Here is a 22,197-nt window from a genome sequence, read left to right on the forward strand (position 1 = left end):
CCCCTGTGATTCTTCCCGATCAGTAGGCTACCTTAATGGACGCAATGGATAGGGTTGCCGCCACCATCACGGGGCCCAGCAATCCCTTGAATTGCAATCCACTTCTTCTTCAGACGTTCTATGGCGAAAAATCGCTTTTTTTGGCACTCCTCCTTGGCAGGGCTAGCTGTGGCCCTCGTGGGTTCGGCCCTGGGCGCACAACCCGCTGCTGCTGAATATCAGTCGGTGACCTTCACTCTGACGAATTCCACCAGTCGGGTGCTCGAAGAATTTTATGCATCTCCCCCCAGCACCAACGATTGGGAATCAGACATTCTGGGAACTGATGTGCTCAATCCGGGCGAGTCCATTGAGATCACGATCGATGACGGCCGCGAGGATTGTCTCTACGATTTCAAAGGCGTGCTCGGCCCCGGGAATGGTGTGGGTCGGGGAGCTTTGATTCAATCCAGCGTTTCTGTCTGTGATGGCGGCACTTACGAATATTCCGAATAGTCACGGCTCGATCGAGCGATTCTAGCGGCTGCTTACTGTTGGCCTTGGGATGATGGTTACCGCCATGATTGTCCCAAGGCTCAATATTTTTAGGGCGATCGGTTGGCTATTGCGCTTGGCTGAGGGTTGGCTAGAGGCTGATGTAGCGATCGGCCAGTTGCTCCAACAGTTCAACCATGGCCTGAACCATCGGCAATCCTGTTAAAAGCTCAATCCAATGTTGTAGTAATTATTGACCCACTGTGCTTTGGGGAAAAGACCTGGCAGTGAGAAAATTAACGATTCAGTTTCTTGTTGACAATATTTGATAGCCCAAGGATCTTGTACCTCTGGAAAGGGTTGAAAGTTGTTGAGTTTATGCCACCAAATAGCTCCTAGATTTTGCATTTCTCTCAAGGAATCCAAAAGAGTCAGATTCTCTTGAGCTAACTATCCGGTTTGATCTTAAGAGTGAGCATATTGACTTGGTTGAATAAAGCCAATGGGTTTTGGATAAAGTAATTTTCCTATGAGAAGCGATCAGAAAAAGTTGCTAGATATCCTGGAAGCAATCGATCACCTTGAACAATACGCCATTCTAGGAAAGATAGAATTTGAGAAAATTGTTACCCAGTTAGCGAAGCGGTAAGAAATAAACTCTCCCTTCTAATTCCTCTTCTAACGCACATTCTTCTAAGAGTAAAATATCGTCGATCGCCACTGAAACGGCTACCCGGCGGCTAACTTCAACCAGTCCAGGCATTTTCAGACCTGCTTTGACTCGATCATAGGCAAATCCCGCCATCGTAGATACATCATGGGTTAACGTCACCCGATTCGCGTCAGCAGCCCAAGCCAAAACAGCAGGATCATCCGCGCCCGACAAGCCCACATCTTGAACTCGCTCAATATCTATGGCGGTATTGCGCCGTAAAATACCGCGCACAATCTGATTATTGAAATTTTCGTCCGCAAGAAACTTCATACTTTAGAAGTGAATTAGTGATTCATCTGTCGCGCCAGCAGCCGATCGCGCAAACCCACTGGGTTATCAGTTGCTTCAATTCTTTGCTGTACTGTTACCGCCAAATTAGATCGCGATCGCAAATAGTCATCAACTTCCGATCGATGTCGCAAATAATATCCCAACACAGAATAGATATCAGCCAACTGAAGCGAAGGATATTGCTCTTGAATCTCCTCAGCTAAATTGCCTTCTAGAAATGCCAAAATTATTGTGTCCAATGTCACGCGGGTTCCTCCCACGCGAATGACACCTGTAGCATCAATGGCTAAAGGAACGGTTTCTGTCACTGGCATAATTAACATCTCAAAGCCTCCTAATTGATTGGTTTATTTGCTAAGCGCAATTTCTACATAAGGGTTCGGTAGCTTTGGAGATCAAAATTTAATTTATAGCGATCAATGTCGTTGCCCTCACAGTACCTGCATCCTTGATTTGGGATTAGTCCGGTAGCTGTGCGATCGCGAATCTGCATCAACTTCACTGGCAAAATCGGCAATATTGACATGCGTCACTTTGAGCGAAACGGTAAGCTTGGTGGTCTTAACAATCCAGTTAAATGGCTTCTTGGATTGCTTCACTGGCAAGGGGCAACTCCTCCACGGAAGGCAGCCGCTCAATCGTGAATTCGGGCTTGCGAGATCCGGCCAAACTTTGCAGGAGCTTCGGCTTGGGATCATGGAGTAAATAGATGAGCCGATCGCCCGCTAACCATGGGTCGTGGGCAGAAACCACCATCAGCCGATCGTCCCGAGCAATCAACAATGGAATTAATTCTCCGGTGCGAATCAGGGCCGTGAGATGGGCATGTTGCAAGTCTAAATCGGTTGATCGCATGATCGTTTCCCCGAGTTTGACCGCCCGATCGCTCACCAATTGATTCCACTCCTTGAGGCTGCGTTGGGTAGCAAAGGCGGGTTGCACCTTGCTGCTGCGTTTGGCTTGGCCGTTGCCGTTGCTGTTCTCTTCGGTGGGAACGGCGGCCAAGACCCGAGGCGGGGCGAATTCTTCGGCGGCGCGTTGGGCCAAAACCGCATTCACTTCCCCATTGCTGGTGGCCGCGAGGAACGTTCCCACGGACTCCAAACCGGCCGCTTCCAAAACGGCCGTGTCGAGGGCGCTGCTGGAAAAAACACGGAATCCGGCGCTTTCGGCTTGCTTGCAGGCTTCCGGGTCGGTTTCCACAATCGCCACCGCTTCCCCGCGATCGGCAAACAGCCGCGCCACCAGCAATCCAACAGGCGTGGCCCCGGCGATCGCGATGCCGCGCCGTTCCGTGGAGGTTAACCGCAACCAATCGGCTACCCAGCCCGCCGTCAGGCCTTGGGCGGTGACCGTGGTGGCGATCGTCAAAAACACCAAGGCTTTAATGGACTCGCCGCCGGTAATGCCCCCTTGGGTCAACAAAATCGAGAACAGGGAGGCCACGGACGCGGAAACAATTCCCTTGGGAGCCACCCAACCGGCAAATAGTTTTTGTCGCCAATTAAAGTCGCTACCGGCGGTGCAAAGCCACACGTTCAGCGGGCGCACCACCAACATCAACACCAAAACGGCAGCCAAACCACCCCAACCAAGGGTGAAAACGCTGGCCAGGGAGAGGTCTGCCGCCAACAGCACAAACAGGACGGAGATGGCCAGCAGGGTCAGTTGCCCTTTGAAGCGGCGCAGGGTGCGGGCTTCCGGCAGCTCAGCGGCCCGGAGAACAATGCCTGCAATAACCACTGCCATCAGGCCGGATTCGCTGGCGGTTTGTTGCGACAGGCTATATAGACCCCAGGCTCCGGCCAAAACGGTTAAATTCCGAAGGTCATCGGAAAGGAAGGGGGCCCGCCGCAGGAAGGCGGCGATCGCCCAGCCGCCCAACCCACCGATCAAACTGCCGGATCCCAAGCGCCATAACATGCCGGCCAGGATGGCGCTGGGGTCGCCCCCGCCGTCGATGATGATGTCGAGGACAACGACGGCCAGGATCGCCCCGATCGGGTCAATTAATACGCCTTCGCTTTCGAGAAGGGCTGAAACCTGCCGATCGACTTGAATATTTTTCAGCAGGGGGCCGATGACCGTGGGCCCGGTCACCACCACCAGGGAGGAGTAGAGCAGAGCGATCGGCCAAGGAAACTCCGCTAACCAGTGGGCTGCCATGCCGCCGCCCGCAAAGGAAACCAACGTCCCGATCGTCACCAGATTGCGCAGGCTGCCGGAGACTTTGCCCACATCGCGCAACTCCAGGCCCAGACCCCCTTCAAACAAAATGAGGGCCACTGCCAAGGAAACGATCGCCTCCAGGGCTGGCCCCAACTGTTGCGGGTCGATCGCCCCGAGGCCGCTGCGACCCAGGCTAATTCCAAACACCAGCAGGCAAACGATGCCGGGCAGCCGCAACCAGGCCGCCACAATTTGGGCCCCGATGCCCACCAAAACGGCCAGGATGAGGGTTTGGGCAATCTCAGCCACAGTCGCCTCCCGCGCGATCGCCCCGAGGATGGGGATCGCGGCTGTCTTGGGTCACAATTCCCTGACGTTTGCCGAGGATGCCATATCCCGCGAGATGCCCCGCGAGGTGCCCCGCGAACCGGTAATGCTGTGAATTGAAGGGCAACAGCAACAGCGCCATCGGGCGCAAGAACTCAGTAAAAAGCCTCGCCTGCTCTCCCCCTCATGCTTGTGTTGAGGGTGTTTTGGACAAAACTAGGGAGTTGGATTGGGAGCAATCGAGAACCTCCCAAGGCGGGGACGGCCAAAACCGCTTGTGGGCCAGTATATCGCAGGGGCCCCCGGGGCCCCTGAAGGTGATCTTTATCGGCCAATGCCCACGTAGTGGAAGCCTGCGGCCTCCAAAGCTGCCCGATCGAGGAAGTTTCGACCATCAACCACCGTGGGATTGTGCATGGCTTTGGCCATCTTGGCGTAATCCAGGGTGCGGAATTGTTCCCATTCCGTGACAATCACCAGCGCGTCGCAACCATCCGCCAGCAGTTCGGGATCGGTTTCCACATAGACGTTGGAGAGGCCGTGGCGCATTCCGGTTTGGGAAACGATCGGGTCGTAGGCCTTCACCTTCGCGCCCAGGCGGCTGAGTTGTTCAATCAAAATCAGGGACGGTGCATCGCGCATGTCGTCCGTGTCGGGCTTGAAGGTGAGGCCCAACAGGCCGATCGTCTTGCCCTTCAGGATCTTGAGGGTCTGTTGCAACTTCTCGATCGCGATCGCCCGTTGCCGTTGGTTCACGTTCACCGCCGCCTTCAGCAGTTCCGCATCGTAACCATAGTCACTGGCCGTATGCACCAGGGCGGACACATCCTTCGGGAAACAGGAACCACCCCAGCCAATCCCCGCATTCAAGAACTTGGGGCCAATCCGCGAATCTAAGCCAATGCCCTTGGCCACTTGGGTCACATCGGCCCCCACCCGATCGCAGATATTGGCCACTTCGTTGATGAAGCTAATCTTGGTGGCCAAGAATGCATTGGCCGCATATTTCACCATTTCCGCCGAGGCCAAATCCGTCGTGACGATCGGCACCGGAGGCAGAGCTTGGTTTTCTGCGAAGTCACGCCGGACGATCGGGTCATACAACTCGCTCATCATCCCCAGGGCCTTGGGGTCATTGCTGCCCAACACGATCCGATCGGGGTTGAAGGTGTCGTAAATGGCCGAGCCTTCCCGCAAAAATTCTGGATTGCTGACCACCGCAAAGGCCGGCTCCGGTTGGCCCGGCGAATTTTCCTTAAAGGAATCGAGCACGATGGTGCGCACCCAGTCCCCCGAGCCGATCGGCACCGTGGACTTATTCACAATTACCTTATAGTTGCTGCCACTCTTCAGGCTAGTGCCAATGCCCCGGGCCACCGCTTCCACATAGCGCGTGTCACTTTCCCCCGTGGGGAGGGGCGGCGTGCCCACGGCAATGAAGAGGATGTCGCTTTGATCAACCCCGGAAGCCAGGTCGCTGGTGAACTCGATCGTCCCCTCCGTCATGGCCGCCTGCATCAATTCCGACAGACCCGGCTCATAAATCGGGGATTGCCCCGACTTCATCAGCTTCACCTTTTCCTCGTTGTTGTCTACGCAGGTGACATGGTGGCCCGTGCGCGCCAAGCAAACTCCGGTTACCAAGCCCACGTAGCCCGTTCCAATTACACAAACACGCATAAATTCACCTTCTGTACAAGTGGAGTCCTTACAAGTTGGGGCGATCGGCAACCATTCAGCCGCATCCGGGCCAAATGGTGCAGACAAACTGAGATCCGTATTCCCTGGAGCCTGGCATCAGTCCGGTTGATTGCGACCGCCCGGATGGTTTCTGGCCCGGATGGTTCCTGGATGGTTTTGAGACGCTGCCTGTTCCAACTTGCCCCTTAGGCTTCAGCGGTAATCCGTTGGCGGAAGTCCTCGATCGTCTTTTGTAATCCTTCTTCGAGGGGCACGGTTGGCTCCCAACCCAGCCACAGCTTGGCGCGGGTAATGTCGGGACGGCGGCGGCGCGGATCGTCCTGGGGCAGGGGTTTATAGTCAATTTCCACGCCGGAACCCACCTGGGCTTGGACGGCTTTGGCCAGCTCCAAAATGGTGTATTCCCCGGGGTTGCCGAGGTTAACGGGGCCAGTGTGGTCGGGATTGTTCATCATCCGAATCAACCCATCCACCAAATCCGACACGTAACAGAAACTGCGGGTTTGGGAGCCGTCTCCATAAATGGTCAGGGGCTGGCCACGCAGGGCTTGCACAATGAAGTTGCTGACCACGCGCCCATCGTTTTCCAACATCCGAGTTCCGTAGGTGTTGAAAATACGCACCACGCGGATGTCTACGCCGTTTTGGCGGTGATAGTCAAAGGTGAGGGTTTCGGCAATCCGTTTGCCTTCGTCGTAGCAACTGCGGATCCCGATCGGGTTGACGTTGCCCCGATAGTCTTCGCTTTGGGGATGGACTTCTGGATCGCCGTAGACTTCGGAGGTGGAGGCCAGCAGGAACCGGGCTTTGACCCGTTTGGCCAAGCCCAGCATGTTCATGGTCCCGATCGCGTTGGTTTTAACGGTTTTGACGGGATTGTATTGGTAGTGCACCGGAGAGGCAGGACAGGCCAGGTGATAAACCTGATCCACTTCCAGCCGAATAGCTTCGGTAATATCGTGGCGGACGAGTTCAAAGTTCGGGTGGCCCAGCCAATGAACGATGTTGCGCTTGTGGCCGGTGTAGAAATTGTCGAGGCAAATGACCTCATGACCGGCGTTCATTAGCCGATCGATCAAGTGCGAACCGATGAAGCCCGCGCCTCCGGTGACGAGGATTCTCATGGCAACGTTGCGCTAGGGGGTTTGAAATCCCCAATAACCTAGCACCTGGGATGAGGCGTTGGGTGTGTGGTGATGGATTTTCAAGGAATCGGGCGCGATCAAGGCGCGATCAAGGCGCGATCGGGTTGGTGGGCGCTGATCCCTGAGGCAAATCTTTAGCTGGCTGATGAAATCGAAGTCTTTCCTAGTCTTCAAACCAAGCACTACGCCAAGCGGATTCGGCGGAGGCGATCGCTTGGCGATGTTGCACCTTCTCGTAGCGGGTGCGGAGTTGATCAAGCTGCTCCAGCACCTGTTGAATCGCGGCCCGCTGGGGCTTCAGGTCGGGGTTGCTAAAGTGAATTTCCGAGAGACGCAAATGCACGGCCACCAGGCGGGTGGCTCCGTCGTTGTCGTTGTCGGAATCGTCATCGCCTTCGCCTTGCATGATCAGCTCAATCAGATTAGGCGAGTTGCCGGTGAAGTCGTCGAAGTCTCCCTTTGCGGCAATGTCCAGCATGGCGGGCGGGAGTTTGCGGGGCAAAATGCCGGCCGAGCGCAATAGCTCGTTGGCCTGATGGGATTGGGCCCGAAGGGTGTTGTTGGTGAGCTTTTCGCGCGATCGATGCCATTGCAGCACGCGGCTGGGGTGGGTTGCCAGCGTTGCCAGCACTTCGGGCATTCCAGCATCCAGGTCGATCGCTGGGGGCCGGGGTTCGGGATCTGACTCCGGTTCTGAGTCGGCTGCTTCCTCTGGGTCGGCTGCTAGATCGTCGTCATCGCGCCCTGAGGATGAGTTGGCGTTGGATGAGTTCGCGTTTCGGGGGCGATCGCTCGTTTCGTCGTCAGCATCTTCAGGATCTTCAGCGTCGTCCGCATCATCCCCCTCCAGCTCGATCGACTCAATATTGACCAACGAGTTAAAAGCCGCCGCCAGAGCCGCCGCCATTTCAGCGGTGCTGGGGCCCTCGTTGTCTTCGTTGTCTGCCCCGTTGGCCGAACGGCGACCGCTGGATTTGGGTCGATCGATCGCCTCCACCTTCACAATCCGCTGTTTTCGCTCGGGCTTGGGAATGGGTAAGGCCAGGTTTTGTGCCAACTGTTCAGACAGGTCGCGGGCCAACTGTCGCAGGGCCTGCTGTAGGTTTTGGCGCTCCATGAAAGGCAGGGCCAAAAACCGCTCAGGATACTTATGGGTACAGATGCGGTAGCTGGCCAAAATCAACTGCTGACCGGCGGCGGCTCCCAAGGTGCGCAGATAGCTCAAATCCGCCTCGTATAAGGACTCCGCCAGCGATCGAGACCGATCGCTCAGCTCCGCCAATTCTTGCTCCAGTCGATGAATCGGGTCGGTCACGGGTGGTTTCGCCTCTTCTCTCTGCACCAGTTCAAATTCGTGCAAATTCTTACGTGCAAATTTTTACGCACAAATTCTTACGCACAAATTTTTATGCAAATCCCACTGCGCAAATTTCACCGCGCAAATTCAGGCTACATAAACTCAAATCTGCGGCAATTTGCAGCAATTTGCACAAGCTCAAACAAATCCAATCTTTCAAACCAGGCTGAACAGTAAACCAGGCTGAACCAGACCAAAATTAGGAACGATCGCCCCAATAGCACCAAAGGCACAGCCACAGATCGTTCGGACGGTTGCGCGATCGATCGGGCCATGCCTTCGGGTTTAATTCAGCCGTTGGGGCGACAAGCCGGACAAAACCGCCTTCCCCACAAATCGGATGGGCCATCCAGCCCCAGCCGTCCTATTTGTTGCCGGTTTGGGCAGCCACTTCCTCAGCGAAGTTGCTTTCTCGCTTCTCGATGCCTTCACCCAACACAAAGCGCTGGAAACGACGAACTTGGATGTTTTCCCCAATCTTCGCGATCGATTCCTTGATCAGTTCTTCCACGGTCTTGCTTTGGTCGCGGATGAACGGCTGAGGCAGCAAGCACAGCTCTTCCAGACGCTTCTTAATCCGACCATCAACAATCTTTTCTTTCAGTTGCTCGGGCTTGCCGGCCAAGTCTTCGCGACCCATTTCGATCGCCTTTTCGCGGGCCACCACTGCCTCAGAAATTTCCGAAGTCGAAATGAACTCCACATTCGGACAAGCGGCAATTTGCATGGCGATGTTGCGCACCAGCTCCCGGAATTCATCGCGCTTGGCCACAAAGTCCGTTTCGCAGTTCACTTCCACCAGCACGCCGATCCGACCGCCGGTGTGGATGTATGCATCAACCAGCCCTTCAGCGGCAACGCGGCCCGCTTTCTTGCCAGCGGAGGCGATGCCCTTTTGGCGCAGCCATTCGGTGGCCTTTTCGATGTCGCCGTTGTTTTCTGCCAGGGCTTTTTTGCAGTCCATCATGCCCGCGCCGGTACGTTCGCGCAGGTCTTTAACCAGCTTTGCCGAAATCTCTGCCATGGGGCCCTCGTTACCTAAGCGTTTGCAAGCGTTGTCGTGAACTGTGCAGCAGTTATTTGCCGTTGATTGTAAAACCTGACGAGTCAGGACGGGGTTAAGCTTGCCCTAACCCGGCTCGCCCGATCGACATCAACTTAATGAACTGAGCTGAAAATGTGCTGAGCTGAACCGAGACGAATGAACCGAAGAAGCGACGGAAACTAGGACAGTTAATTGAGCCAAAGCTTGGTGAGCCAAGGCCTGGTGAGCCAAGGCCTGGTGAGCCAAAATCTGGCGGTGTTTGATCCGGCTCGATCGACCAGCGCCGACCCTTGCGACCTGGCCGATCGATCCAGACAGTGGCTCAAGCAGTGATTTCAACGCCTGACTTCTTCGGATCTCGCAGCGGAAGAATCAGAATTTTGCCGATCCGAGGACAAGTCTTGAAGACAGACCTTAGGCTTCGGTGCTTTCTTCTTCTTCGTACTCTTCTGCGTCGTAGTCGTACTCTTCGTCGAAGGCTTCGTCTTCGCTATCCAATTGACCGTGGCGACCTTCATAGATCGCGTCGGCCAGCTTGCCGATGATCAGCTTGATCGATCGAATTGCGTCGTCGTTGGCGGGAATGGGCACATCCACCGTATCGGGATCGCAGTTGGTGTCCAGCAGCGCCACGATCGGGATCCCCAGCTTCACGCACTCTTGCACGGCGTTGTATTCCCGACGTTGGTCAACCATGACCACGATGTCGGGCAGCTTGCGCATGTGCTTAATGCCGTTCAGGTACTTTTGCAGCTTGGCCATTTCGCGGCGCAGCACCGAAGCTTCCTTCTTGGGCAGCAGGTCAAGACCGCCGGTTTCTTCGCGGCGCTCCAGTTCCTTCAGCCGATCGGCCCGGCTCTTGATCGTGGTCCAGTTGGTGAGCATCCCGCCCAACCAACGCTGGTTCACATAGAAACTGCCGCAACGGCTAGCCTCTTGGGCCACGATGCCAGCAGCTTGGCGCTTGGTGCCCACAAACAGCACGCGCTTGCCTTGCTCGGAGGCTTCGCGCAGAAATTGATAGGCATATTCCATGCACTGGGCGGTTTGCACCAGGTCAATGATATGCACGCCGTTGCGAGCCGCGAAGATGTAGGGCGACATCTTGGGGTTCCAGCGGCTGGCCTGGTGTCCAAAGTGAACACCAGCATCGAGCATTTGGGTAAGGGATACGACTGCCATGGTTGGCGATTTCTCCTGATATTCGGGTTTATCCTCCATCCAGCGAGCGATTTTGCAGAAGGCGAAAGGCTGACTAGCTCAGGGTTTGCGACCTTGGCTTCGGCTCTTTGGCAACCAACAAAACACCCGAAACGCTGGATGTGCGTTTTAGAGAGCTTGACTAGGGTATCACGGGGGGTGCGATCGCGATATTCTTTTGCAAGCGTCCGCTGAGGCGCAAGGCCGATTCCCTAAGGATGCCCCCATGATCTCTTCTCCGGCTCGATCGATTCCTGGGTCTGAGTTGCCCTTGGATGATCGCCCCGACATCTCGATCGTTGTGCCCATCCACAATGAAATTGAAAGCCTGCCCCATCTGCTGGATGCCATTACGGCGGCGATGGAACCAACGGGCGATCGCTACGAGATTGTTTGTGTGGATGATGGATCGCGGGACGGCTCCGGCGATTGGCTGAAGCAGGCGGCGATCGAGCGCCCCAACCTGCGATCGGTGATTTTGCGACGTAATTATGGTCAAACGGCGGCCATGGCTGCGGGGTTCGATCGCTCCCTGGGTCACACGATCGTGACCCTGGATGCGGATTTGCAAAACGACCCCCAAGACATCCCGGCCCTGCTGGAGAAGCTCAACGAGGGCTATGACCTGGTGACCGGTTGGCGGGTCAAGCGCCAAGATGCGGCCATGACCCGACTGTTGCCCTCGCGGATTGCCAATGCCATCATTCGCCGGGTCACGGGCGTGCGTGTGCGGGACTATGGCTGCTCGCTCAAGGCCTACCGCGCTGAATTGCTGGCCGATATGAACCTTTACGGCGAATTACACCGATTTTTGCCCGCCTTGGCCTTCATGGAAGGGGCCAGAATCACAGAAATTCCCGTGCGTCACCATGCCCGCCAGTTTGGCCAAAGTAAATATGGACTAGGCCGCACGATCCGGGTCGTGATGGATCTGCTGACCATTTGGTTCATGAAAAAATTTCTGACCCGGCCGATGCATGTGTTTGGCCCCCTAGGGTTGGGGCTAATTGCGATCGGGGGAGTCCTGTTTATTTATTTGATTGCGATCAAGGTCTTTTTGGCCCAGGCCATTGGCGATCGCCCCCTGTTGACCATTGCCACTGTGTTGTTGCTGGCGGGTTTTCAATTCTTCTGCTTTGGTCTGTTGTCGGAGTTGACCATGCGCACCTACCACGAATCCCAAGGCCGACCGATTTATCGAATTCGGGAAGAAGTGGGCTAGTCAACGGTTAATCAAGTTGATCAGGTTGATCAACTTGATCAGCAGCAGCTAATCCGCAGCTAATCCGCATTAATGGCTTGAGTAATGGCTTGGCGGTGGTTGAGCGACACCGGATTCACAGGCCGATCGGTTTGCGGGGAAGCTGTGAAAAGACTTTGCCATCAAAAGACTTTGCCAAGGGGCGATCGCGGCCTGGGGCCAAGCGGCGCTTCATTGCGTTTTTGTCACATTCGCTACAATGATCAGTCCTATCGCCAGCGTGTAAGCACCTGAAGTTGCCGTGTTATCGCTGTTTCGATCGCTGCCGGCCCACAGTCGGCGGAATTTGTTGTTTTTAGCGGGGGCGGCCTTCCTGTTTTGGTGCAGCATGGCCTCGCAACTGCCGGTGCTGTCCTTATATGTGCGTCAAACGGGCGGCAACGATAGCCAAGTGGGGCTTGTGATGGGAGCCTTCGCGATCGGGCTGCTGTTGTCGCGCCCGCAGTTGGGCCAGTTGGCCGATCTCCAAGGCCGGCGGCGGGTGTTGCTGCTGGGAACCGTGGTGGCGGCGATCGCCCCGATCGGCTACGGCTTGGTCACCTCCGTACCCCTCCTGATGTTGGTGCGCATTTTCCATGGACTGAGCATTGCCGCCTTCACCACCGGCTACAGCGCTTTGGTGGTGGATTTGTCTCCTCCGGAGCGAAAAGGGGAGCTAATTGGCTACATGACCCTAACTCAGCCGGTGGGTGTGGCGATCGGCCCGGCCCTGGGCAGCTATTTGCAAACGGCCTATGGCTTTTGGCCCACCTTCATTGTGGCCGCCAGCTTTGGGACGGCCGCCACGATCGGGATGAGCTTTATTCAAGAAACAGCTCCCCCAGCGGAGGATCCTGCCGCCAGCTCATCCGAAAGTGCGGAGCGTTTTTGGGCCAAGTTGGCCACGCCCGCTCTGCGGACTCCAGCCCTGGTGATGCTAACGATCGGGCTGGTGTTTGGCACGCTCAGCACCTTTGTGCCGCTCTTGATTGTGGAGAGCCGCGTGGCCCTGATTCCCGGCCTGTTCTACACCGCCGCCGCCGTGGCCAGCTTCAGCGCCCGATTTTTAGCGGGCAAACAGTCCGATCGTCTGGGCCGCGGTGCGTTCATCACTCTCAGCTTGGTCTGTTATGTGGTGTCCATGGGCTTGCTGGCCCAGGCGGAATCCGTGGCGGGATTCATCGTAGCCGCCTTGCTCGAAGGGCTGGGGGCTGGGTTGCTGATTCCCTCGATTGTGGCCCTGGTGTCCGATCGGGTTCCTGCCCACGAGCGCGGCCGCAGTTTTTCCCTGGTGTTGCTGGGGTTTGATTTGGGCATTGCGATCGCCGGGCCCGGTTTGGGGGCCGTGTCCGATGCCTTGGGCTATCGGGTGTTGTTCGCGATCGCCTCTGGGTTGGCTTTGGTGGCGTTGATGATGTTTATCACCTTGTCGAGCAAGTCTGTGGGGCGATCGATCCGGTTCGCCTTTGGGCGATCGCCGGATGTCTATGCCCTCAGCCCTTCGGAATTCCACTAGATTCCAATTGCCGTGATCTAACCCCTGGATTCCTGGCCTAACCCGGCCTCTGAATCAACCCTCACCCCATCAGCACCCAGCCCAGAACTCAATCCGACGAGGACTCCGGGCGGGTGCTGAGCACCGAAGGTGAAGCCGCGATCGGTGGAGTGGAGGAAGTGGCGGAACCGTTTTGGGGCGATCGATGGGCGATCGCCGTGGAGCGTCGTTCCGGGCCCCGGCTGGGGTAGCTCGATTGGCGGGTGGGAATCTCGATCGTGAAAGTGCTGCCCAATCCCTCCTGGGACTCGCACAGCAGGCGGCCATGATGTCGCTCCGTCACCACCTGATAGCTAATGGATAATCCCAGCCCCGTTCCCCGGCCGACTGCTTTTGTGGTGAAAAACGGGTCAAATAGTTGCGCTCGGATGGATTCGGGGATCCCCGCTCCATTGTCCGAAATGGAAATTTGTACCCAATGGTTATCCAAAATTGGGCGAGTGGAAATCACAATTTGCGGCTGAAAATTCTTCCCCTCAACCTGATAGCGATCTTCTAACGCATCCAAAGAATTGGCCAAGATATTAATAAACACCTGATTGAGTTGGCCCGGGTGGCATTCCACCAAATTCAGATGCCCATAGTTGCGAATCACCTGCGTGGGGGGATGTTTATCGCTGCCCCGCAATCGATGATTCAAAATGGTCAGAGTACTCTCCAAATCATCGTGCAGATTCACTTCCTTCAGTTCTGATTCATCCATTCGCGAGAAAGTGCGCAGGGATTTAATAATGGCTTTAATCCGATCGGCTCCCATTTTCATGGAAGTAAATAGTTTAGGTAAGTCCTGACTGAGATATTCAAAATCAATGTCTTCTAGATGCTCAGCGATCGGCTGAATTGCTTCAAAGTCAAAATATTCCCGACAAAGCAAAATCAAATCGAGCAAATCAATGGCATATCGTTTGGCATGATCCAAATTGCCATAGATAAAGTTCACGGGGTTATTGATTTCATGGGCCACACCCGCCACCAATTGGCCCAAGCTCGACATCTTTTCCTGTTGGATCAGTTGAGCCTGCGTGTGGCGCAATTCGCTAATGGTTTCTTCTAGGTCTTTGGCCTGTTGCCGCAACCGCATTTCCGATTCCCGCAAGGCCACTTCCACCGCTTCCCGATCGCTCGCATCCCGCGCAATGACCCCTAAACAGAGGGGATCATTCGTTTGGGGATGGCGAATGACGAAAATGGTGTAATCAACGGGAATATAACTTTGGGCTTGCAGATTCCACAGCCGAAAAGCCCCGCTCCAAGTGCCGTCCCGGAGGGCGATCGGGTGAATGAGTCCAGCCGCGATCGGGCGATCTTCCACCGCGAAAAAGTCCATGAGCTGGTGATTTTGAGCCGCCAATAAATTAGGCAACCCCACCAGGGCCAAGCCCGCCCCGTTCATATATAAAACTTCGCCATCCAGGCTGGTGATGCCAATGAGATTCGGGCTGTTTTCCACCAGCGCGGCCAGTTGACGGCGTTCTTGATCCGCCTGCCGCTTCAGGGTCACATCCGAAAACAAACTGACACAACCCATGTAGGAACCATCTGCATCATGGATGGGGCTGACTCGCAAAAAAATCGTCAGCATTTGCCCACGGGTGCTTTTCATGGTCACCTCGCCCACCCAAGAGCGATCCGATCGCGCCAAGTCATAGATCGCCTGCCAAGTTTGCGGTTGGGCGTAAAGACTCGCCATGCCCCCCGCCGCCACCAGCGTCGATAGCTCATCCACCTGGAACAACCGCGCAAAAGCCCCGTTGTGATAAATCGGTTGCCCCTCCGTATCAACCAACGCCACCGCCTCGCTGGTGCTATCCAGGGCGTAGCGATAGCGCATCCGATCCTTGTGTACGGTTTTGCGCGATCGCTTGAGGCGAGATTCTGCTTGCTTGAAGGAATTCACCTCCATCAAAGTGCCATGCCACAAAATCGAACCATCCGCCAATAGCTCCGGTTCTGAGGTGGCATAAACCCAACATTCTTGATGTTGGTGACCATCAAATCGCCCTTGCCAAAACCAGGACGATCGATTGCGGGCGGCTGCCTGGAGCGATCGGTGAAAAGCCCGGCGATCGCGGCTATGAATGCGCGACAACAAACAGTGACTATCGGCCATGATTGCCTCTGCCGAAAGACCAAATAGTCGATGGCAGCTTTCACTAATAAATAGAAATGACAATCGGCCATCACGATCCATTAGGAGCTGATAAGCAACCCCTGGCATCTTGCTGAGGAGTGTATGGATAGCAGGGCTTTGCGCGATATCATGCATGGTTTAGAGCTGAGAAGAAATGGAAGCATTGCGCAGATTGTTGTTAAAACAATCAAGTCTCACTGGTCAATGCCAATGATGGGAGTCTAAAAAGATTAAGTAAGAAATTGAGTCGCAATCGGATCAAGTCGAAATCGAAATCAAAGAAAATGAACCCAACGGTATCTTTTCAGCACCTTTAAACCGATCAAAACAGATCAAAGATGCATTGAGAAATGATGCTAATCTCCATCCATCACGATCGCTATGAGTCTTTGGGTTAAAGGATGAGCGGATTGAAAATGGGAAGGATTACCGAGTTAACCAAGGTTGGTGGTTCTCGACTCATCATTTCTCAGTGCTGCTTTGAATGTAACGGCTTTGAATGTAAAACTATCCTCCTATAAATCGATTGAGAAAGCTAGATTGAAGCTTGGCCAATGGTTGGTTGTGAGATTTTTCGCAAATTTAAAGCAATAAACGCTGATTGTATTGTGGCGAAGATTGTCACAACCTGTATGGAAATTTAAAAAAATGTAAAAACTCTTGAGAAAGCTCTGATCCCCTAAAATTTTATAAGTTTTCTTTAAAAACATGCAAAAGTAGACGCATTCATCGGTTTTATGAAGAAAATCTCAAGAAGTGCATTGAATTGGTCTAAGACGAGCTGCAAATTGGGACTTTCCCCTGTGGACTCGATCTAAGTTGGGTGAAATTTCAGAAAGTTTTCAGGGAAAACAATTCAATTTCAAGAAATAGCGGTCTTTTTTGACTAGAAAACCGTGATCGAAAAGAAGCTGATATTGGCACATTGATCGAAGGCATAGACAGAAAATAAGCCCCGGTTCAACGCCCCTAAAAGAGCAAACCATGGAAGTCATTCATCGAGGCATCTAGGGGATAGCTATGATGAATCGCTTACTTTTACCAATTGATCCCCGCCGATCCGGCAACCTGGCCAGAATCCGCTGGGGTGCTGGTTCGATCTCGCGGGTTCCTCCGGTATTGCCCTTCAGCCCATGCTCCTGGGAAGCTTTTGGGTTGGCTTCCGGCCCGTTGACGAATCAGGCGATCGCCCCAAACAACTGAACCCAGATGCTGGGGGCAACTGGGCACAGGGTGAAGATGGGTTCAAGGGACTGACTTTCGGGCAATTAGCTCAACTTTGGGCTGAAAGATGGGTTCACGAAACATCCAGTTCAGCAAGTCCAGTTCAGCGAGTTCAGTCTAGGTTGGGCAAACCTGCGCCTACTTCAGCCGATATTCAGCCGATATTCAGTCGATATTCAGCCGATCGCAGGCTATATCACGTCCTATACAACGTCAAAAAGAACAGTGGTCATGTAGCGATCGGCCCAATCGGCTCCAAAGGCTTTTTCCAACACGCGGCGGGTTTTATCGTTTTGCAGTTGTTGTTGGCAATAGCGCCGCTGACCCATTTCAATGGCGGCAATTTCAGCGGTATCTTCTGTGGGAGAAAGGGCGATCGCCTGTTGACAATGCAGCCGCAAAAAATCACCAATGCGGGTCACAATTTGTGCTTCTTCCTGGGCATTTTCGGGCCGCACAAACAAGCAGTGAGCGGAAAAAATAGTGCCCCAACTGGGGAATGTTCGTTCTTGGCTGAAAACCAATTCCGGCAAGGCGCTGAGGGCTTGGTCATAGGGGCTGGGCAAGGCGCGATCGTCCATAACGGGTGACAAGTCCGCGATCGCCATGCTCAGTTGCCCCCGTCCAGCCACCAAATCAGATCCAAACATGGGCAGAGCAAAGGTCGATCGAGGGAACATGACACAATGCAAAATATCCAAAGCGCTGCCCACTTGCGCCAATTCCAGGTGAATTTTACGAAATTCGCGAGTTTGGTAGCAGCGATTTTCAATAATTAATTTTTCGCCTTCTAGGGTTCCTTCCACATACCCCAAATCCTCGGGCATTTGGTAGGGTTCCAGGGTCAATTCCGATTGCCAAATTTGCTCGATCGCGTTGGCAACGGCGGTAATGGTGGGATGCAGTCGATCGCGCAAGGAACCTGGCTTGATAGGCGCTTCTAAAGACATTTCAGAAGTCATGATGATTGTTGAATTTTTGAATGATTTGAATGAACTGAAATTGGGATGACTGAAGTTTGAGTGATTGAGCTTGGGATGACTGAAGTTTGGATGAATAAAGCGCCCTAAAACCCCATAGGCAACCATTCCAAAATGGGCGCTGGAACCATTTCTCGGCTGTCTAAGATCTGCACCACAATCAGATAAATTGCCCCCAACAGCAACGAAATTGCGCCAGTGGCAATGGCTACCCACTTCGATCGGGTCATGGGGGTTCCTCGCAAGGTTTAGGGTGTTTTCGCGGTATTTTCGGAATTGACCGAGTTGGCTGGGGTGCTGAAAGTCTCAGTGTCCCGAATCATGGGCCCAACCGGGGCCTTGTGTATTCTTCAGTCTAAGGCTCGCCGGGCCAAGGGCGATCGTCTGCCAACCCAATGCAAAACCCACATCCACAGGGTTCATGAACAGCACAATGGGGATTGCGACAAAATTGGTGCATTGGCTTGGATCTGGATGCATCCCGTTTTGATCGACCTCTGTTGCCTTGGCCCGTACTGTTTTGATCTTGCTGCATTAACCTTGCTGCGTTGCTATGGAACTGGAATCCTGGATTGTTGAAGCCCACAACATTCGCAAAACCTACCGCACTGGTTTTTGGCTCAATCAATTGGTCACCACGTTGCGGGGCGTGTCCTTGGCGGTGCGATCGGGCGAGACCTTTTGCCTGTTGGGGCCCAACGGGGCGGGCAAAACCACCCTGCTCAAAATTCTGCTGGGAATTGCTAACCCAACGGTCGGGAGCGGCACGGTGCTGGGGCGGCCCTTGGGCGATCGAGCCGTGAAGCAGCGGGTGGGCTATTTGCCGGAAAATGCCTATTTCTATGACCACCTCACCGGTTGGGAATATTTGGAGCAGGCGGCGGCCCTGTTTCAAATTCCGCGTGCCGTTGCCCAAAAGCGCATCGTGGAACTGCTTGATTGGGTGCAACTGTCCGAAACGGCGGCCCGCAAAAAACTGATGAAGCAATATTCCAAAGGCATGTTGCAGCGGGTGGGCATGGCCCAAGCGCTGATCAATGATCCGGAGGTGATTTTTCTGGATGAGCCAATGTCGGGCCTTGACCCGATCGGGCGGCATCAGTTTCGAGAAATTGTGCTGACTCTGAAGGAGCGCGGCAAAACGATTTTTTTCAATAGCCACATCCTCTCCGATGTGGAGCAAGTGTGTGATCGGGTGGCTATCTTGGCTCAGGGGGAGTTGCTCTGTGTGGGATCTCTGGATGAACTACTGGGCCCCAGCAGTACCTATCGTGTTGTGGGCCGAGGGGGGACACCGGAGGCGATCGCGTCGTGGCTGACGGAGGCGGATTTTCAGGGCGATCACTGGCGCGGTTTGCTGAAGGGCGATCCGGCTGAGTTTCTGCGGGCGATCGACCAGGCCCAAGCCCAAGTGCTGAGCTTGAACCTTCAACGCCCTTCCCTGGAGGATTTTTTCATGAACCTGATCCGCGATCGACAGGTTCGCCCCAGTTAGCCGTTGCGATTGCTGGGCCTCGGGGCAAGGAGCTTAGGGCCTGTCATCAAATCGCCTGAAACCCTGATGATCTCGTTCTTCAAACCAATCAATCGTAGGGGCGGGGTCTCCCCGCCCAGTTCCGGGGTCTCCCCGCCCAGTTCCGGGGTCTCCCCGCCCAGTTCCGGGGTCTCCCCGCCCAGTTCCCGTGACCCTTGGGTGTTCCCAGGGGTGGACAGGGTTGTGGCGATATCCCGGGTTAGGGTTGGGAGACCCAACCCCTACGGCGCTCAAAATTTTAGAAACTCCCCAGACAGGATTCGAACCTGTGACCAATCGATTAACAGTCGACCGCTCTACCGCTGAGCTACTGAGGAATGTGCGTCCAACGCGGAAACTAAGATAATCGCCGCAGCTAGGGTTTGTCAAGCGAATTGCTCAAGAAATTTTGAATGCTGCTGTTTGGGGTCTGCGAGGCGGTCGGAAAACTTCGGGGAATTTTTGACGATTCCGGCATCCTCCGAGCGCACAACACTTTGAACCACGGCGATCGAGCGGCTCTTGGCTTGAATACTCCAGGATTCGGCGGCGCAGATCCGGATCCTCGCCCCCTTGCCCGAAACATTGGCAGGGAGGATTGTGCAACCCGGCAAATCCGCAACCCCATCCTCAAAAATGCGCTGCTTCGATCCGGTTGGTCAACTGGCTGAGGAAAGCGACGGTTTCAGGGGCGGTTGCCAAGCTGGATAGTCTCGGAAACAGATCGCCACAAGCTTTATCCCGTCTGCTCTTGGGCGTTTTAGGTGTCTGCTATGGTCGATCGCCCCGAAACAGGGGGCCGATTGCGATCAAGCCAGTGACACAGACGCGCGATCGGCAATGGGGCTAGCTCCGTAGAGTGAAGCTGTCAAGAGAAACGCACCTCCCAAGCGCTTCCCCGACAACCTTCGTCGTCACCGTTGTGTTGTGCATCCTGAGGTAAGAATCGTGAACGCTCAACTGGCCACCGCCCCCCAAGTCCGCCGCCCTTCCAGCCCCGTTCCCGCCGCGACCGTTGCCCTCAGCCTTGTGCCAGCCCCCGCCGATGCCAGCGCCCAAGTACAGATGTTGTTGGATGAGGTGATGAATTCGGTGGGACAAATGCCCACCCGAGCGATCGCCACAGTTGAGCGCATCCTGAACGAAGTCAGCCGTGTTTGCCAAAAGAGCGATCGCATCCAAGCTTCCGGTCAAGTGGACGATTGGGCCCTGTCCTTGGCTCGTCACCGGCTTCAAAAGTGCCTGGCTTACTATAAGCGCGGCTCCGAGCGTGGCCGAGTGGAACTGCACAGCACCCTCAGCGCCATGGTCTATCGCTACATTGCTCCGGCCCAAGCGGAACTGAGCTTCCAGGCTCGCTACACCCTGATTGAAGATTTCATGCAAGCGTTTTACATCGAATCCCTGCGGGCCTTTCGGCGGGAAAACGACTTGCTTGAGACCTACCAACCTCGCACCCGGCTGGAGTTGGCTGAATATCTCTCCTTCGCGGAGCAATATGCCAAGCGCCGCATTTCCCTGCCCGGTTGCCGCAACCAACAATTGATCGTGCTGCGGGCGAAAAGCTTTGCCCGTCGCCAACCGCCGGAAGTGGCGATCGACATGGAATTGGCCGTGGAAGGGGGCAAAGGCGAAGAGGCTGAACAATATGCCCGCAGCAGCGCCGTGCAGCAAGTGCGCGAGCAGATGGTTTCGGAGGCGATCGACCCGGCGGAAGCTGTCCTGCGCGATCGAATCTTGAACGAACTGGTGGACTATTTGCGCAACCAAGGTCACCACGACTGCGTGGATTACCTGGCCCTGAAAATGCAAGACCTGTCTGCCCCGGAAATTGACGAAGTGTTGGGCCTCAGCCCTCGCCAGCGGGACTATTTGCAACAACGGTTTAAGTATCATGTGGAGCGCTTTTCCCGGATGCACAACTGGGAATTGGTTCACCAGTGGCTCGGGGCCGATGTGGACGATCGCCTAGGGATGTCCGGTGCGCTGTGGACCTTGTTTTGGGAGGAACTGACCCCCGAGCAACAGCAACTAGTGCAACTGAAGCAAGCTCAAAAAGACGAAAAAACCATTGGCAAGGCGATCGGCTGCACCCCCAAACAGGTACAAAAACGCTGGTTCAAGCTGCTGACCTTTGCTTGGCAAGTGCGCAACGGTGAAGTAACGCTGCTGCAAGAGGCCTAGGCGATCGACCCATTTCCCTCCTTAGGGGCCGATCGCTCAGGAATTCAGCCCCTTCGGTAACGACGAAATTCAACGGCAGGCCCCGCGCCTGCCGTTTTTGTTGGCTGGTCAACTTCAGGCAATCTGTTAGAGTAATTGGAAGCTCCGCACCACCGACCCTGCGGGCTGCCGCCAAAGCGGTATGCTCGTTTCCAACCGACGAGAAAGACCCACAGCACCTATGAAATCGAAAGCATTTTGGGGCTTGGTTTCCCTGGTGGCGGCTAGCGTGCCTACGGTGGCCCAAGCTGCGCCTGCGTTGAACCCCCACATCAAAGTTGACTACCACGAGCAAAGCCTTGCTCAAGAGGTGGTCTATGGAACCTACTACGATGGCCCTCGCCTGCGCGTGGTGACCGATCCGACCGGTGCAGCTCTGCGCAAGAGCTTTGAGTTCCCGATCGACCTCTCGCTGAAAAAAGAGAGCAGCATCACCACCAGCACCCCGATCACCGATCGCTACAAGATTCACCAATTTGGTGATTGCAACAGCGACAACAAAATTACCTTCGAAGACCTCGATATTCACCGGGGCATCTGCAACTCGCGTTTCCAAGCTTGGTCGCGCGAAGTGCAAGAGTGCTTGAAGGCTGGCCCTGTGTTGATTCGTGACCTGACCGGTAACGAAGTGTTCATCTACAACAAGGACGGCCAAGAGCTGTCGCGCGATATTGTGCTGAATGCTTCCGGCAAGGCCGTGTGCCGTCAGTTCATCGGCCGCGCCACCCCCGTGAGCATGGATCGTCAGTGCCGTGACGTGGTGGTTGAGCAACGTCCGTTCGTGGCTCCTTCTGCGCCGATGGTTCCCTCGGGCCCGATTCAAGGTCTGTGGTAAATTAGCCCCTCCTGCTCTGGTTGCTGCATTCGGTTTCAACGCCGAATCGTGATCGATGCTGGCGGAGTCTAA

20 protein-coding genes and 1 tRNA gene are annotated in these 22,197 nt (G+C 55.0%); 7 read left to right on the plus strand and 14 right to left on the minus strand.

Features of this window, described 5'->3' with window-relative positions; all coding sequences use genetic code 11:
- Window positions 1-120 precede the first annotated feature (120 nt).
- On the plus strand, window positions 121-495 hold the full coding sequence (locus tag H6G53_RS06250) for a hypothetical protein (RefSeq protein ID WP_099533030.1): 375 nt from the start codon (window positions 121-123) through the stop codon (window positions 493-495).
- Window positions 496-1,108: 613 nt separating this feature from the next.
- Here H6G53_RS06250 and H6G53_RS06255 read toward each other — a convergent pair.
- The 9 genes from H6G53_RS06255 to tsf form a co-directional block, all read right to left on the minus strand.
- On the minus strand, window positions 1,109-1,459 hold the full coding sequence (locus H6G53_RS06255) for a DUF5615 family PIN-like protein (RefSeq protein WP_190353890.1): 351 nt from the start codon (window positions 1,457-1,459) through the stop codon (window positions 1,109-1,111).
- Window positions 1,460-1,473: 14 nt separating this feature from the next.
- Complete coding sequence (locus H6G53_RS06260; RefSeq protein ID WP_190353889.1) at window positions 1,474-1,803, minus strand: DUF433 domain-containing protein; 330 nt, start codon at window positions 1,801-1,803, stop codon at window positions 1,474-1,476.
- A 250-nt stretch (window positions 1,804-2,053) separates the two neighbouring features.
- Window positions 2,054-3,958 carry a sodium:proton antiporter gene (locus H6G53_RS06265; RefSeq protein ID WP_099533025.1) on the minus strand — a complete coding sequence of 635 codons (1,905 nt, stop codon included), beginning with the start codon at window positions 3,956-3,958 and terminating at the stop codon, window positions 2,054-2,056.
- Window positions 3,951-4,118, minus strand: a complete 168-nt coding sequence (locus H6G53_RS06270; RefSeq protein WP_190531518.1) for a hypothetical protein — start codon at window positions 4,116-4,118, stop codon at window positions 3,951-3,953. The genes H6G53_RS06265 and H6G53_RS06270 overlap by 8 nt, the downstream gene beginning before the upstream one ends.
- A 182-nt stretch (window positions 4,119-4,300) precedes the next feature.
- A complete protein-coding gene (locus tag H6G53_RS06275) occupies window positions 4,301-5,656 on the minus strand; it encodes a UDP-glucose/GDP-mannose dehydrogenase family protein (protein ID WP_099533024.1) in 1,356 nt (451 codons plus the stop codon).
- 206 nt (window positions 5,657-5,862) lie between these two features.
- Window positions 5,863-6,801 carry a UDP-glucuronic acid decarboxylase family protein gene (locus H6G53_RS06280; protein WP_099533023.1) on the minus strand — a complete coding sequence of 313 codons (939 nt, stop codon included), beginning with the start codon at window positions 6,799-6,801 and terminating at the stop codon, window positions 5,863-5,865.
- A 184-nt stretch (window positions 6,802-6,985) separates the two neighbouring features.
- Window positions 6,986-8,137 (minus strand): hypothetical protein, encoded by a 1,152-nt coding sequence (locus H6G53_RS06285; protein ID WP_190531520.1) that lies wholly within the window; start codon window positions 8,135-8,137, stop codon window positions 6,986-6,988.
- 241 nt (window positions 8,138-8,378) lie between these two features.
- Window positions 8,379-8,528: a hypothetical protein gene (locus H6G53_RS06290; RefSeq protein WP_190531522.1), complete on the minus strand. Its 150-nt coding sequence runs from the start codon at window positions 8,526-8,528 to the stop codon at window positions 8,379-8,381.
- Window positions 8,529-8,543: 15 nt separating this feature from the next.
- Window positions 8,544-9,203, minus strand: coding sequence for a translation elongation factor Ts (gene tsf, locus H6G53_RS06295; protein WP_099533020.1), 660 nt, complete (start codon window positions 9,201-9,203; stop codon window positions 8,544-8,546).
- Window positions 9,204-9,431: 228 nt separating this feature from the next.
- Between tsf and H6G53_RS18935 the strand changes: the two genes are divergently transcribed.
- The gene (locus H6G53_RS18935) at window positions 9,432-9,557 is read left to right on the plus strand and encodes a hypothetical protein (protein WP_255512343.1); all 126 of its coding nucleotides are present in this window, start codon (window positions 9,432-9,434) and stop codon (window positions 9,555-9,557) included.
- 81 nt (window positions 9,558-9,638) lie between these two features.
- On the opposite strand, the gene rpsB is transcribed toward H6G53_RS18935, so the two are convergent.
- On the minus strand, window positions 9,639-10,406 hold the full coding sequence (gene rpsB / locus H6G53_RS06300) for a 30S ribosomal protein S2 (RefSeq protein WP_099533040.1): 768 nt from the start codon (window positions 10,404-10,406) through the stop codon (window positions 9,639-9,641).
- Between the two features lie 244 nt (window positions 10,407-10,650).
- Here rpsB and H6G53_RS06305 point away from each other — a divergent pair, with 244 nt between their 5' ends.
- Entirely contained in the window at window positions 10,651-11,646 is a 996-nt protein-coding gene (locus tag H6G53_RS06305; RefSeq protein WP_099533019.1) for a glycosyltransferase, read from the plus strand.
- A 280-nt stretch (window positions 11,647-11,926) separates the two neighbouring features.
- Window positions 11,927-13,180, plus strand: coding sequence for an MFS transporter (locus tag H6G53_RS06310; protein WP_347343082.1), 1,254 nt, complete (start codon window positions 11,927-11,929; stop codon window positions 13,178-13,180).
- A gap of 88 nt (window positions 13,181-13,268) precedes the next feature.
- Here the strand turns inward: H6G53_RS06310 and H6G53_RS06315 are convergent, their stop codons facing one another.
- The 3 genes from H6G53_RS06315 to H6G53_RS06325 all read right to left on the minus strand — a co-directional run bounded on the left by H6G53_RS06315 (window position 13,269) and on the right by H6G53_RS06325 (window position 17,784).
- On the minus strand, window positions 13,269-15,485 hold the full coding sequence (locus tag H6G53_RS06315) for an ATP-binding protein (RefSeq protein ID WP_347343083.1): 2,217 nt from the start codon (window positions 15,483-15,485) through the stop codon (window positions 13,269-13,271).
- A 1,292-nt stretch (window positions 15,486-16,777) separates the two neighbouring features.
- The gene (locus H6G53_RS06320) at window positions 16,778-17,536 is read right to left on the minus strand and encodes a phycocyanobilin:ferredoxin oxidoreductase (protein WP_242030715.1); all 759 of its coding nucleotides are present in this window, start codon (window positions 17,534-17,536) and stop codon (window positions 16,778-16,780) included.
- Between the two features lie 104 nt (window positions 17,537-17,640).
- Entirely contained in the window at window positions 17,641-17,784 is a 144-nt protein-coding gene (locus H6G53_RS06325; RefSeq protein ID WP_099533016.1) for a hypothetical protein, read from the minus strand.
- A 323-nt stretch (window positions 17,785-18,107) separates the two neighbouring features.
- Between H6G53_RS06325 and H6G53_RS06330 the strand changes: the two genes are divergently transcribed.
- Complete coding sequence (locus tag H6G53_RS06330; RefSeq protein WP_190531527.1) at window positions 18,108-19,049, plus strand: ABC transporter ATP-binding protein; 942 nt, start codon at window positions 18,108-18,110, stop codon at window positions 19,047-19,049.
- A 284-nt stretch (window positions 19,050-19,333) separates the two neighbouring features.
- Here the strand turns inward: H6G53_RS06330 and H6G53_RS06335 are convergent.
- Window positions 19,334-19,405: transfer RNA gene (locus H6G53_RS06335), tRNA-Asn, on the minus strand.
- A gap of 610 nt (window positions 19,406-20,015) precedes the next feature.
- On the opposite strand from H6G53_RS06335, the gene H6G53_RS06340 reads away from it, so the two are divergent.
- The gene (locus tag H6G53_RS06340) at window positions 20,016-21,251 is read left to right on the plus strand and encodes a HetZ-related protein (protein WP_347343084.1); all 1,236 of its coding nucleotides are present in this window, start codon (window positions 20,016-20,018) and stop codon (window positions 21,249-21,251) included.
- 220 nt (window positions 21,252-21,471) lie between these two features.
- Entirely contained in the window at window positions 21,472-22,125 is a 654-nt protein-coding gene (locus H6G53_RS06345; RefSeq protein ID WP_190531529.1) for a hypothetical protein, read from the plus strand.
- Window positions 22,126-22,197: the final 72 nt, after the last annotated feature.

The sequence above is a fragment of the Limnothrix sp. FACHB-406 genome, from assembly GCF_014698235.1.
Taxonomy (GTDB): Bacteria; Cyanobacteriota; Cyanobacteriia; order CACIAM-69d; family CACIAM-69d; genus CACIAM-69d.

Excerpts from the sequence above, each read along its gene's own strand:
- H6G53_RS06250 (WP_099533030.1), top strand. The coding sequence starts at position 121 with ATGGCGAAAAATCGCTTTTTTTGGCACTCCTCCTTGGCAGGGCTAGCT.
- H6G53_RS06255 (WP_190353890.1), bottom strand. The coding sequence starts at position 1,459 with ATGAAGTTTCTTGCGGACGAAAATTTCAATAATCAGATTGTGCGCGGT.
- H6G53_RS06260 (WP_190353889.1), bottom strand. The coding sequence starts at position 1,803 with ATGTTAATTATGCCAGTGACAGAAACCGTTCCTTTAGCCATTGATGCT.
- H6G53_RS06270 (WP_190531518.1), bottom strand. The coding sequence starts at position 4,118 with ATGGCGCTGTTGCTGTTGCCCTTCAATTCACAGCATTACCGGTTCGCG.
- H6G53_RS06275 (WP_099533024.1), bottom strand. The coding sequence starts at position 5,656 with ATGCGTGTTTGTGTAATTGGAACGGGCTACGTGGGCTTGGTAACCGGA.
- H6G53_RS06280 (WP_099533023.1), bottom strand. The coding sequence starts at position 6,801 with ATGAGAATCCTCGTCACCGGAGGCGCGGGCTTCATCGGTTCGCACTTG.
- H6G53_RS06290 (WP_190531522.1), bottom strand. The coding sequence starts at position 8,528 with ATGGCCCATCCGATTTGTGGGGAAGGCGGTTTTGTCCGGCTTGTCGCC.
- tsf (WP_099533020.1), bottom strand. The coding sequence starts at position 9,203 with ATGGCAGAGATTTCGGCAAAGCTGGTTAAAGACCTGCGCGAACGTACC.
- rpsB (WP_099533040.1), bottom strand. The coding sequence starts at position 10,406 with ATGGCAGTCGTATCCCTTACCCAAATGCTCGATGCTGGTGTTCACTTT.
- H6G53_RS06305 (WP_099533019.1), top strand. The coding sequence starts at position 10,651 with ATGATCTCTTCTCCGGCTCGATCGATTCCTGGGTCTGAGTTGCCCTTG.
- H6G53_RS06315 (WP_347343083.1), bottom strand. The coding sequence starts at position 15,485 with ATGCATGATATCGCGCAAAGCCCTGCTATCCATACACTCCTCAGCAAG.
- H6G53_RS06320 (WP_242030715.1), bottom strand. The coding sequence starts at position 17,536 with ATGACTTCTGAAATGTCTTTAGAAGCGCCTATCAAGCCAGGTTCCTTG.
- H6G53_RS06325 (WP_099533016.1), bottom strand. The coding sequence starts at position 17,784 with ATGACCCGATCGAAGTGGGTAGCCATTGCCACTGGCGCAATTTCGTTG.
- H6G53_RS06330 (WP_190531527.1), top strand. The coding sequence starts at position 18,108 with ATGGAACTGGAATCCTGGATTGTTGAAGCCCACAACATTCGCAAAACC.
- H6G53_RS06345 (WP_190531529.1), top strand. The coding sequence starts at position 21,472 with ATGAAATCGAAAGCATTTTGGGGCTTGGTTTCCCTGGTGGCGGCTAGC.